Here is an 11,590-nt window from a genome sequence, read left to right on the forward strand (position 1 = left end):
GGAAACAAATTGTTGTTGTCGTGAAAAATTCTCTTCCAAGCGGTTGATCATCCGATTGAATGTGCGAGTTAATTGGCCAAGCTCATCATTCATGCGTCTTTTTTCCGAAATGGTTTGAAAGCTGCCACTCTGTTCAATATCGTTCATGGTCGTAAGCAGTGTTCCAATTGGCTTAGCAATTAGACGAGCCAGAAGACGGGTGCCAAAGATTACCGGAATCAGGATGAAAAGCACGGAGACGATCAGAACGCCGCGCAATACGGCTAATGTCTTTTCTTCTTGATCTAGGCTTTCAGTGATCTCCAAGGAAACAACACGTCCGTCAGACCAAATAAGAGGAAAATAGACAGACGCTATTCGGCCATTCGAGGTTTCACGTACGGCTGTTTTATGTTCTTTGGCAAAGTGAGGATCCAATTTCCGCAACTTGGGAACTTGAGTGCCTATCGACAGTACCTTGTTATTAGAAGAGATGACACGGACCATGCCATTGGTTGGAGTGGATGCTTTTATGAGCTGGGATGTCGGTACATCCGTTTCACTTTTCAACGATTGTAAGATATCCTCTGATTGGTTATTCAACCGGTCGGTCACGGATTTCACAAGCAAACGATCCGATGCGGCATAGATACCGATATGCGCTGCCAGCAATAGAACAATGAGCAATCCTGTGGTTAACAGTTGGATCCTTGTCCTTAACTTCATGTCGCCTCACGCAGTACATAGCCAACGCCCCGAACGGTCTGGATCAGGGCAGACGTGTAGCCCCGGTCAATTTTTTGTCGCAAATAACGAATATAGACATCGACAATATTGGTTTCCCCAGCGTAATCAAATCCCCAAACATGGTGAAGCAGCTGGTCCCGGGTCAGGACAATGTCTTTATTACGCAACAGACAAATCAATAGATCAAATTCCCGCGGTGTCAATTCAATCGGCTGGTCTGCCCGTGTCACTTGATGTGTCTGAACATTGGCCGTTAAGTCCGCGACGGTGAAGACCTCAGGCGCAGCTGCTGTATCACCCTGACGCAAACAAGCACGTACTCTTGCCAACAATTCTTCCATATCAAAAGGCTTTGTAACATAGTCGTTCGCACCTTGATCGAGCCCCGAAACTTTATCCGGAACAGTGTCACGAGCGGTTAGCATAATGACAGGCGTTGAATCCCCTCTGGAGCGCAACCGGCGTAAGATATCTATACCACTGCGCTCGGGCAGCATGACATCCAGTAAGAGTAAGTCCCAGGAATCGCTTTCAGCAAGCGTTAAGCCTTCATCGCCTGCCTCAGCTGTTACCGCTTGGTGTCCTTCATGTTCCAGTTCTAAAGCTAACACGCGTGCAATGGATGTTTCATCTTCTACAATAAGTATTCGTGCCATTTCTTATTCCCCTTTTTCTTCCGCTACCATATACACTTTATTATATCACTGGCTGTAAATAATAAGAAGACGTTGGCTTAACGGACGAAATTTTTCTTACCATAAGATGAATGATCGTTAACAACAATCAACCTATTTCTCATTGAATTCTAATTTTACTCTAAAGATGTTCTTAGAAAGAATCGATATAATGAAATTAATCAACGAAACAAGGAGGCAGAAACATGAAAACATTATTTCTATCATCAGCAGCGGGAGCATTGTTATTATCAGGAGGATTAACTGGCATGGGAGGTGCCCAAGCAACAGATGCACCGGATCAAGGAAATGCTCAAACACCAACACATCAAGTGAGCAGCGAAAACGTAAAAATTTCCAGTAATGTTCAAACGTATGCTGAATATGAGGTTCTGGACGAGCATGTGAATGATGTTGAGGATTATCAAGTAAACGTCGTCGCAAACAACGCTAACAAACGTGTGATTATCCTGAGCGATGATAACAATCAGGAACAGTACAAAAGCGTTTTTGTCAAAAATAATGACCGACTTAAAATCATTGACTTAGACAATGGGCCAATTTTTAACAACGTTCTTACCAACTCCGAAGCTGACAACGATGACGATGCAGCAGAAGATGAAAACGAGTCATCAGATGAGGCTTCCAATGACGTGGATGATTTTCCTGAATTTGATACATTGGAAGATGAAGTGAATGCGGATGATGATCAAGTACGAATCGTAGAAGACAACCAGCATAAGCGTGTCATGTATGTACAGGACGAAGATCGCCAGAACGAGTATAAGAGCATCTTTATTAAAGATACGAACCGTCTCAAAATCATTGACCTGGATAATGGGCAAGTTTTTAATCAAGTTTTGACCGATTCGGATAAACAAGAAGCTGACGACGATGACGATGCAGCAGAAGATAAAAATGAGTCATCTGATGAAGCTTCCGGTGATGTAGAAGATTTTCCTGAATTTGATACTTTGGAAAATGAAATCAATGCGGATGACGATCAAGCACGCATAGCAGAAGACAACCAGCATAAGCGTGTCATGTTTGTACAAAGTGAAGACAGCCAAAATCAATATAAGAGCATCTTTATTAAAGATACGAACCGTCTCAAAATCATTGACCTGAACCATGGGCAAGTTTTCAATCAACAGATTAAGTAACTTTGGAAAACAAACATAATGGTTAAAAGCACACCTTACTGATGAAGTAAAATAGTAATCAGTAGGTGTGTTTTTAGTTTAATGACTCGTAGCCATGCCGAAGAAAACATGCTGAGTGACTTTCTCCTGTGTTATAAAAACAGTTTGGTCGCTCATTACACTCCTTGACCCTTATTTTCCCAATTATAATGCTGGGATGATCAGGCAGAATAGGAAATACACAAGGTAAGGAGGGATAAACATGGGTGAACAGTCTCAATTTCAAGCTGGTGAAAAGGCCCCCAATAACGGCGTTTATATTGAAGCGGGGGAGACGGGAAGCAATGTGGAGGATCCGCAGCAAATAAAAATGGAAGCCGGAGAAAAGTTTCCAGATAATGCAAATCAGGACCGTGTGTGGATTAATAAGCGTGACTTGTCGAGACCAGGTGTACAGGGGCGCAGCAATAATCGGCGGTAAGATCTTAATTATATGTTACAAAAAACTGCTGGCACAACGTCGGCAGTTTTTTAATGCTTTTTTGAGCCGTTCATTCCAAATCGAATCAGATATGTTATGATAAAAGTGATACCAAATAGTGGATATCCGCTGATACATAAAGGGAGGAAAGACGGATGCCGGTCCGTCAGCAGTGCGGGACGACATGGGCTTGGAAAGATTTGGGTTCTGAAATGATACAGGTGCGAATAGTATGATAGGAGTGATTTTTACTGAGACACAAGTCAAACACAAAATGAAAGCAGCGTGGTGAGCTTGGATTGACATTCAATAAGGAGGCTATTTTTTTATGTTTCAGGATGCACTGATTTTGATGATTCTTGCGATAATTGCGGTTGTAGCGCTCGTTGTGGGAATTATTATGTTTATTATTTTCCGGATTCGCTACAAAACCGCGAGTTCCAATGAAGCCTTGATTGTGACAGGGCCAAAGCTTGGCGATCCAGAAAAAGAGCGGAATATCTTCCAGGATGAAAATGGCCGCTCAGTTAAAATTATTCGCGGCGGTGGGTATCGGCTGCGTATGTTTCAGACAGCGACCCCCATTGATTTGACCTCGTTTCAGTTAAAAGTTGATTCTGAAAAAGCGTACACGCGGGAAGGCATTCCCGTACGGGTGGTCAGCACGGCGGTCATCAGTATTGGAAGCGAACTGCAAATTATGGCAAATTTTGCGGAGAAATTTCTTGGGAAAAAGCAGAATGAGCGTGAGGAAGAACTGAAGGATGTGCTGAATGGTCATTTACGCGCCATTATTGCATCACTATCCATTGAAAAAATTTATAACGATTTTAAAGAAGTCAATACGCAGGTGAAGAAGATTGCGGAATCCGATCTGAAAGGTATGGGTTTTGAGATTACCTCATTTGCATTGAACGATGTGGAGGACGTCGATACCGAAAATGGCTATATCGACGCATTGGGACGCCCGCATATCGCAGAGGTACAGAAGCAGGCGGATCAGGCGGAATCCGATGCCAAAAAGGAAACCCGCATTTATCAGGCACAAAACGATCAAGAAGCACAAGATGAAGAAAACCGTCGCCTGACAGCAGTTGCCCAATCGAAAAAGGAAAAAGACATTAAAGAAGCTGAATTCCAGAAAGAAACAAACCGTGCTAACGCCAATGCCGAACAAGCCGGCGAACTGGAAAAGCAACGGCTTGCACAACAAGTAAAAGATGAAGAGTTGAAAGTTCAATACATCGAAAAGCAACGCGCGGTGGAATTGGAAGAGGAAGAAAACAAACGCCGGCGCTCAGTTGCCGATACCGATGCGTATAAAGTGACAAAAGAAGCTGAAGCCGAAGCAGAAAAGGAACGCATCAAAGGGGAGTCCGATGCAGAAGTCATCCGGCAGCGCGGTAAAGCGGAGGCTGAATCCAAAGCACGGATGGCCGAGGCGATGGAAAAATACGGCGAAGCAGCGATTGTCGAAATGCTCATTAACGTCTTGCCCGAGTATGCGGAAAAAGTGGCAGCTCCAATTTCCCAGATTCAGGATATGAAAGTCATTGATATGGGCGGTAGTGATTCCCAAGGCGGCTCGTCCAAAGTGGCCAATAACGTCACCTCGACGATGCTCGGCATCCAGGAATCATTGAAGGAAACGACCGGCATGGATTTGAAGGCCATGCTGGAGAGCTATGTATCCAACGGTCAAACGGATCACTTCAACGCTCAGAAAGAACAATACTACCAGGAAGCTTCCGCCGCTCAAAGCCCAGATGCATCACAGCCGGAAAGCGAAGAGGGTGACACCGGGGAAACAGCGGATGAGGAATAATCGTTAAGCTCAAGTAGCGGTATAACAAGACGTCATTCTTTTTGTTGGAATGGTGTTTTGCCTATACAAATGAATGACTGTCTTCATTATACTTAGTTTATATCCGTTTGTTCTAACATTGTCTAACGAAAAAGAACCATATTGGTGAATGAGGTTGTTAAAGGATATACCATTAGTATGGAGGAGCTGAGGAAGAATAGAAGGGTAAAAAAGGGGCTGGGACAAAAGGTATTTAGTCAAAGAAAAATCCGAACTATGATTCGCAAATAATCTGAATCAGTTCGGATTTTTGTTTAGCGTAGGAAAAACACGGAGACTCCTGCGGGATGGAAAGCCTAGATGAGACCCCGCAGTGCGATAAGCACGAGGAGGCTCATCAGCGCCCGCGGAAAGCGTAGTGTTTTTCCGGAGCGGCGACTACGTCTAAAACATATCGTTCGTATTTAGAAATGATTTATTTCGTTTTGTCCGAGCCCCTGATTGGTATGTGTCGGCCCCCGTGGCTTTTAAATAGTTACGTCTTTGTGACCATCTTTGCAAGTTCCAAGGGTGCTACATAAACGCCATCTTTAAAGGCGCGCATATTGCCGCCTGAAATTTCATCAATCAGCACTATCTCTCCGTCCTGGTCACGGCCGAATTCAAGTTTTATATCATACAGATCAATAGCCTGTTCGGCGAGCTCATTCTTCACAAGCGTCGCAATTTTTTGTGTGCGGTCTTTCAGGATACTGTATTCCGCTTTGGTTAAAATACTCAGCGTATCAAGTGCATCCCGGCTGATGGGAGGATCTCCGCGTTCATCATCCTTCAATGTTACTTCGACAAATGCATCCAATGGTTGGCCTTCTACGGCATATTTTCCGTAGCGGCGGATAAAGCTGCCTGTCGCGCGGAAGCGGCAAATGACTTCCAGGCCTTCGCCGAACACTGTCGCTGGAACGACTGTCATCGTTTGCCTGTCGATATCCGTCTCGATAAAATGCGTCGGAATCCCCTGATCCCGGCATTGTTTGAAAAAGTGAGTCGTCAGCCTGAGACCAGCTTTTCCAGCTCCCTCAATCGAAAGACCAACCGTGTTGGCTCCTGGATCAAACACACCATCTTCACCCGTCATGTCATCTTTAAACTGCAGCATATAGTTTCCATTATCAAGTGCATAGACATCTTTGGTTTTCCCAGTATATACCTCGTTCATCGGTTGATTCCTCACTTGTACAAATTTTATTTCGCAGTGAATCATTCATATTGTGACACACATTGAATAATCGTGTAAATTGTTTGATGTTTATATATTGTATTCCAAGTTCATTTGCTGCTTTGACATTTATTTTCCGAACGTCCATAACGTTTCCTGTTTAAATCGCCATCATTGAATATCCGTCCAGGAAACTTTAAACTGAACAGTAAGATATTTTTCGAAAGGGTGGTTCGTAAATGGGACAGGAAATACAGGGAAAAGTAGCGTACATAACCGGTGCTGGCAGTGGTATAGGGCGCGCGACGGCTCTTGAACTGGCTGCAGAAGGTGTGCATGTCGGGTTGATCGCCCGTACTGAAAGCAAGTTGCAGGCTGTTGCCAAAGAAGCAGAGGCCCATGGCGTGACCGCTCACTATACAGCCTGTGACATTGCAGACATGACCAATGTGGAGCAGTCCGTAGATGAATTGCGGCAACACGTAGGCTCTGCCGATATTTTGATCAACAATGCTGGCATCGGTTTAAAAGGGAATTTTTTGGACCTTGATCCGGAAGACTGGAAGCACACGTTGGAAGTGAATGTCTTTGGTACGTATCACGTCACCCGAGCTGTGCTTCCGGACATGATCGAAAAAGATAAAGGCGATATCATCAACATCTCGTCCAGTAATGGTCTAAAAGGGACGGCAGGGTCAACGTCGTACAGTGCGTCTAAATTCGCCGTACAAGGAATGTCTGAGGCGTTGATGCAGGAAGTCCGGCCGCACAACATCCGTGTCTTCACCATGAATCCAAGCATGGTGGCAACAGAAATGATGTATGGGGATGACCCTGAACAAAATGATAAAGACAAGTACATGCAACCGGAAGATCTGGCGGAATATATGGTATCGCAGCTCAAACTTCAACAGCGTATTTTCATTAAACAATCGCTGCAGTGGGCGACCAATCCGTTTTAAACTGAGAATGATAAACAGCCCCTTTACCTTAAGGATAACATATCACGGGTGAGGGGTTGTTTTATTAATAGGACAGTTACAAAATCTAGCGTAATATAGAGATTCCTGAGAACAACATACTATGCGTAAATATGATTCTTCTGGTGCAGTTTTTTCATAGCATACGGAAGAATAAGATGATGGCCGGATTCCATTGGGAGAGGCAGTTATTTTACTTATAAATATTTTAGTGCTAAAATATTTACATAACCCAGTCAAGGAGTGATCGAAATGGGAAGATTACAGGATAAGGTTGCCATTATTACGGGCGGTGCTGGTGGCATTGGCCAGGGGATGGCAACGGCTTTTGTTAAAGAAGGTGCCAAGGTGGTCATTGTCGACTTGAATGAAGAAGCTGGTCAGGAAGCCATCAAGCATTTACAACAACATCAGCAGGAGTCGACTTTCATTCAAGCCAATTTAGCTGAGCATGATAAACTTGAAAGTATTGTGGAACAAGTCGTGGACAAGTATGGGAAACTGGATATTCTCGTCAATAACGCCCATGCATCGAAAAACAAACCTTTTTTGGAAACGACCCAAAAGGACTTGGATTTGTCGTTTGATACTGGCTTTTATCCGACGTTCTACTTGATGCAGGCGGCGATTCCTCATTTGCAGGAGACAAAAGGGAAAATCATTAATTTTGCATCAGGTGCCGGGATTGAAGGACATGCCAATCAGGCGGCATATGCGGCAGCAAAAGAAGCCATTCGTGCGATTACAAGGGTTACCGCCAATGAATTCGGCAAGGATGGTATTAACGTCAATCTGATTGCTCCGATCGCCAACTCCCCAGGTGTACAGCAATGGGCAAAAGAACAGCCGGAATACTATCAGGACGTTTTGGAAAACATTCCATTGCGGCGTTTCGGTGAACTGGAGGAAGATATTGGTCGTGCCGCTGTATTCCTTGCAAGTGACGATTCGAATTATATTACCGGACAAACCATCAATGTCGATGGCGGTTCCATTAAATTTTAATAATGGTAGGGCGATCGAATGAACGATAATATTTTTAAGCTGATTCGAGCGGTTGAAATATTCAATAATGAAACCATTGTTCGTTTCAACGGATCATATAATCATAATATTGGTATTTCATCCATCCTTGTTTTGCTTGAATTGCGTCAAAAAGGGCCCAGTAAGTCATCGGCTATTGCTAAAGAATTAAGTTATACACCTGGTGCGATGACGAATATTGCAAACAAGCTCATTAACGAGGGGTATGCTGTTCGTAAATATGACGAACAAGACCGGAGAAAAGTGTTGCTGGTCATTACGAATCAAGGACATCAGGCGCTGGCTGATGCCCAAAAAACAGGCCAGGAATTGTATAAAGATTTGTTTCACATACTTACGGGAGAAGAAATTCGGCAGTTTCAGACTATTTATGAAAAATTGCTGCGTCATTTAGGTAAAGGATAAATGTCATTGGCCGACAGTCGTGTAACATGATCAAAGCAGGTGAGGGGTTATAGTTTAATGAGTAATAGTCTGATTTGTGTGTCATTTCATAGTATGCTACACTTATAAAGCATCGAACACCTCATTGAAAAAAACGAGGAGGTGGAACAATGGGATCGTCTTTATTGATTAAAAACGCATCTCAAGTTGTGACGATGGCTGGTCATACTGAAGCATCTGCAAAACAGGATGTAATGCGAGAATTAACAATCTTGGAAAATGGCAGTATACTCATAAAGGACGGCATTATTAAGGCTGTCGGTAAACAGAAAGAGTTGGAACATTTATACAAGAATGATATGGCTGAAGCAGAGGTTTTGGATGCAACCGGGAAGACGGTTACCCCCGGCTTGATCGATCCGCATACGCATTTGGTTCATGCCGGTACCCGTGAAAATGAGTACGCGATGCGTCTGAACGGCAAGTCGTATATGGACATCATGAATGCTGGTGGCGGAATCCATGCAACAACGAGGGCAACACAGGAAGCGGATTTTGATCAGTTATATGATGAATCGAAACAACGGCTCGATACCTTTTTCCAGTACGGGGTGACAACGGTGGAGGCTAAAAGTGGCTATGGTCTTTCACTGGAGCATGAACTAAAGCAGTTAGAAGTCGCTGCTAAACTGGACGAGGATCATGCGATGGATGTCGTCTCCACGTTTATGGGGGCGCATGCTGTACCGGTCGATGAGCGGGATAATCCAGAACCGTTTGTCAGCCGAGTGATTGAGGAAATGATTCCGGAAGTGGCCAGACGCAAATTAGCTCACTTCAATGATGTCTTTTGCGAACGCGGCGTATTCACCCCGGAACAGTCACGACGAATTCTGGAAGCCGGCAAAAAATATGGACTCATTCCCAAGATACATGCTGATGAAATTGAGCCATACGGCGGTGCTGAGTTGGCTGCAGAAATCGGGGCAATTTCGGCTGAACACCTTTTGAAAGCATCCGATAAGGGCATCCAGCAAATGGCTGAAAATGATGTCATGGGCGTCCTGCTGCCTGGGACGGCATTTTTCCTGATGGCGGAATATGCTGATGCTCGGAAAATGATTGACAGTGGTGTGGCCGTCACACTGTCCACCGATGCCAATCCGGGTTCCTCCCCCACATTGTCCTTGCCGTTCATCATGAATTTGGGCTGCCTGAAAATGGGTATGACACCAGAAGAAGTGCTGACCGCAACGACGATCAATGCGGCCCATGCGATTAACCGTGCTGACGTTATCGGCAGTCTGGAAGCCGGTAAACAAGCCGATGTTGCCATATTTAATGTCCCGAACTATCTAATGTTGTCGTATCATTACGGGATGAACCATATTGGTGGCGTTATTAAGAAAGGCAAGCTGTTAAACATAAAATCTTGATTAAGAGAGCACATACAGTTTATTAGTTGCTGAAAGTCAAAAATGGCTGCGACTGGCATAGATGTCGTCATTCATTATATGGGAAAAACGACCAGCTGGAAAAAAGTAAAGATGTGCGTTCATCACACATAAAAGGAAGAGCGTCCAGTCACTCTTCCTTGTCGTGTTTCTTTTTCTTCTTGTGCTTCCTGTATTCTTCTTTCACCCAATCATTCATTTCATGGCTAATGCCGACGGTGCTGTCAACTTCCAGAACAAAAGCAACGCCTTTGCCCGGCTTTTTCAGTTCCGCATCTTCATTAATCGTCTGCAGGACATCTTTTGTTTTGTTCCGATCGATCAAAGTCAGCACCATTTCTTTTTCAGGTTCAATCATAATATTGAACAGTTTGGCCTTTTCATGGACCCCTGTGCCACGGCCATGCAGAATGGTTCCGCCCTCGGCCCCGGCTTTTCTGGTTGCATCGACGACTTTTTCTGAATCGCCTCTGTTGACAATCGTAATGATCAGATCGTATAACACGTTTTGTTCGCTCATAGTGTCAGCAGCACCCTCCTTGACCGTTTCGGCACCTTCGCCATTCCACCCAAGCAAATGGTTAATGCCGGCAAGTTGTTTCGTATCAATGACAAACCCGATTCCATGTCTTGGTTTATCCAACTGAACGGAATCAATAATGGCACGCCGGACATCGTCAAAAATGTCATCGGAGACAAGTGTCAGTATGACGGCACGTTCGCGTTCTACCGGTATGCCGAGTACGCGTTTTTTTTCATTGAGACGGAACCCATCTCCCAAAATCGTTGTTCCGCCCTGTGCCCCGGCATTGCGCGATGCCTGGACGACTCTTTTGGCCTTATCCTTATGAACGATTGTGATGAGAAGTTTTTGCCCCTGAATCATCACTGACATACTGACCTTTCTCCTTTCTGCTGAACAGTATTCCAAGCGTCAACACTGACAATATCGGAGCCAATGCAACCAATGCAACCATACCGAATCCATCCAAAAGTGGGTCGCGTCCGTCAATCTGTGCGGCGATTCCAGTGAACATAGCGAGTACGAATGTTGCTGTCATTGGTCCGGTTGAAACGCCGCCTGAATCAAATGCAATCGCCGTAAATTTTTTCGGCGAAAACCGTATCATAATAAACGCTATGATATACCCTGGAATGATAAAGTACCATAGCGAGAAACCGTAAATAAGCCGTATCATGGATAATGCAACCGATATACCGACCCCAGTCGACAACGTGTACAGCAATAGTTTTTCCGGGATGTAGCCACCGGATACTTTTTCCGCTTGCTCTACCATAACAGCGACGGCGGGTTCTGCATAGATGGCAAAAAAACCAATGATGAACCCGATCGGTATGAGGGTCCATTTATGGGTGAATCCGCCGAGAACCTGGCCCATAAGCTCTCCAAACGGCATAAAGCCGATATGTACCCCTTGGAGAAACAGGGACAGACCTGCAAAGGCAAAGACAAAGCCAGTACCAATATCAAGAAGTCTCCTCGCCGGGAGTTTTAAAAAAACAAAGTGGAAAATAGCGAACAACACAGCCAGTGGCAGCAATGCGATGGCGACGTCTTGCATCGTCCCGAGAAATCCGCCAAATATATCAAATGTCATCCATAAATCACTCCCAGAATCAACACGGACAAAATCGGCCCGATTGATGCCAATCCGACTAGT

General features: G+C 44.6%; 12 protein-coding genes. 7 read left to right on the forward strand and 5 right to left on the reverse strand.

The features are described 5' to 3' along the window. Positions 1 to 705: sensor histidine kinase (locus ABDZ72_RS06565; protein ID WP_343751918.1), on the reverse strand; the 705-nt coding region annotated here is incomplete at its 3' end. After that, positions 702 to 1,382, reverse strand: coding sequence for a response regulator transcription factor (locus ABDZ72_RS06570; protein WP_343751919.1), 681 nt, complete (start codon positions 1,380 to 1,382; stop codon positions 702 to 704). The genes ABDZ72_RS06570 and ABDZ72_RS06565, both read right to left, overlap by 4 nt. A 224-nt stretch (positions 1,383 to 1,606) precedes the next feature. Here ABDZ72_RS06570 and ABDZ72_RS06575 point away from each other — a divergent pair, with 224 nt between their 5' ends. The 3 genes from ABDZ72_RS06575 to ABDZ72_RS06585 all read left to right on the forward strand — a co-directional run bounded on the left by ABDZ72_RS06575 (position 1,607) and on the right by ABDZ72_RS06585 (position 4,848). After that, the gene (locus ABDZ72_RS06575) at positions 1,607 to 2,563 is read left to right on the forward strand and encodes a hypothetical protein (protein WP_343751920.1); all 957 of its coding nucleotides are present in this window, start codon (positions 1,607 to 1,609) and stop codon (positions 2,561 to 2,563) included. A 241-nt stretch (positions 2,564 to 2,804) separates the two neighbouring features. Continuing rightward, a complete protein-coding gene (locus ABDZ72_RS06580) occupies positions 2,805 to 3,023 on the forward strand; it encodes a YjzC family protein (RefSeq protein WP_343751921.1) in 219 nt (72 codons plus the stop codon). Positions 3,024 to 3,351: 328 nt separating this feature from the next. Continuing rightward, the gene (locus ABDZ72_RS06585; protein WP_343751922.1) at positions 3,352 to 4,848 is read left to right on the forward strand and encodes a flotillin family protein; all 1,497 of its coding nucleotides are present in this window, start codon (positions 3,352 to 3,354) and stop codon (positions 4,846 to 4,848) included. A 514-nt stretch (positions 4,849 to 5,362) separates the two neighbouring features. On the opposite strand, the gene ABDZ72_RS06590 is transcribed toward ABDZ72_RS06585, so the two are convergent. Further along, on the reverse strand, positions 5,363 to 6,046 hold the full coding sequence (locus tag ABDZ72_RS06590; protein WP_343751923.1) for a phosphoribosylaminoimidazolesuccinocarboxamide synthase: 684 nt from the start codon (positions 6,044 to 6,046) through the stop codon (positions 5,363 to 5,365). Between the two features lie 239 nt (positions 6,047 to 6,285). Here ABDZ72_RS06590 and ABDZ72_RS06595 point away from each other — a divergent pair, with 239 nt between their 5' ends. The 4 genes from ABDZ72_RS06595 (at position 6,286) to hutI (ending at position 9,890) form a co-directional block, all read left to right on the forward strand. Next, on the forward strand, positions 6,286 to 7,008 hold the full coding sequence (locus tag ABDZ72_RS06595) for a 3-ketoacyl-ACP reductase (protein WP_343751924.1): 723 nt from the start codon (positions 6,286 to 6,288) through the stop codon (positions 7,006 to 7,008). A gap of 270 nt (positions 7,009 to 7,278) precedes the next feature. Then, entirely contained in the window at positions 7,279 to 8,031 is a 753-nt protein-coding gene (locus ABDZ72_RS06600) for an SDR family NAD(P)-dependent oxidoreductase (protein WP_343751925.1), read from the forward strand. An 18-nt stretch (positions 8,032 to 8,049) separates the two neighbouring features. Continuing rightward, a complete protein-coding gene (locus tag ABDZ72_RS06605; RefSeq protein ID WP_343751926.1) occupies positions 8,050 to 8,475 on the forward strand; it encodes a MarR family winged helix-turn-helix transcriptional regulator in 426 nt (141 codons plus the stop codon). Positions 8,476 to 8,624: 149 nt separating this feature from the next. Further along, positions 8,625 to 9,890: an imidazolonepropionase gene (gene hutI / locus ABDZ72_RS06610; protein WP_343751927.1), complete on the forward strand. Its 1,266-nt coding sequence runs from the start codon at positions 8,625 to 8,627 to the stop codon at positions 9,888 to 9,890. Between the two features lie 148 nt (positions 9,891 to 10,038). Here the strand turns inward: hutI and ABDZ72_RS06615 are convergent, their stop codons facing one another. Beyond that, positions 10,039 to 10,803 (reverse strand): P-II family nitrogen regulator, encoded by a 765-nt coding sequence (locus tag ABDZ72_RS06615; protein WP_343751929.1) that lies wholly within the window; start codon positions 10,801 to 10,803, stop codon positions 10,039 to 10,041. Then, on the reverse strand, positions 10,754 to 11,527 hold the full coding sequence (locus ABDZ72_RS06620; RefSeq protein ID WP_425542360.1) for a DUF1538 domain-containing protein: 774 nt from the start codon (positions 11,525 to 11,527) through the stop codon (positions 10,754 to 10,756). Before ABDZ72_RS06620 ends, ABDZ72_RS06615 begins: the two co-directional genes overlap by 50 nt. Between the last annotated feature and the right edge of the window lie 63 nt (positions 11,528 to 11,590).

Source organism: Lentibacillus halophilus (genome assembly GCF_039522485.1).
Taxonomy (GTDB): domain Bacteria; phylum Bacillota; class Bacilli; order Bacillales; family Amphibacillaceae; genus Lentibacillus; species Lentibacillus halophilus.

Bases quoted from the DNA above. Each gene is read 5' to 3' on its own strand.
- ABDZ72_RS06570 (WP_343751919.1), bottom strand. From the start codon at position 1,382: ATGGCACGAATACTTATTGTAGAAGATGAAACATCCATTGCACGCGTG.
- ABDZ72_RS06575 (WP_343751920.1), top strand. From the start codon at position 1,607: ATGAAAACATTATTTCTATCATCAGCAGCGGGAGCATTGTTATTATCA.
- ABDZ72_RS06580 (WP_343751921.1), top strand. From the start codon at position 2,805: ATGGGTGAACAGTCTCAATTTCAAGCTGGTGAAAAGGCCCCCAATAAC.
- ABDZ72_RS06585 (WP_343751922.1), top strand. From the start codon at position 3,352: ATGTTTCAGGATGCACTGATTTTGATGATTCTTGCGATAATTGCGGTT.
- ABDZ72_RS06590 (WP_343751923.1), bottom strand. From the start codon at position 6,046: ATGAACGAGGTATATACTGGGAAAACCAAAGATGTCTATGCACTTGAT.
- ABDZ72_RS06595 (WP_343751924.1), top strand. From the start codon at position 6,286: ATGGGACAGGAAATACAGGGAAAAGTAGCGTACATAACCGGTGCTGGC.
- ABDZ72_RS06600 (WP_343751925.1), top strand. From the start codon at position 7,279: ATGGGAAGATTACAGGATAAGGTTGCCATTATTACGGGCGGTGCTGGT.
- ABDZ72_RS06605 (WP_343751926.1), top strand. From the start codon at position 8,050: ATGAACGATAATATTTTTAAGCTGATTCGAGCGGTTGAAATATTCAAT.
- hutI (WP_343751927.1), top strand. From the start codon at position 8,625: ATGGGATCGTCTTTATTGATTAAAAACGCATCTCAAGTTGTGACGATG.
- ABDZ72_RS06615 (WP_343751929.1), bottom strand. From the start codon at position 10,803: ATGTCAGTGATGATTCAGGGGCAAAAACTTCTCATCACAATCGTTCAT.
- ABDZ72_RS06620 (WP_425542360.1), bottom strand. From the start codon at position 11,527: ATGACATTTGATATATTTGGCGGATTTCTCGGGACGATGCAAGACGTC.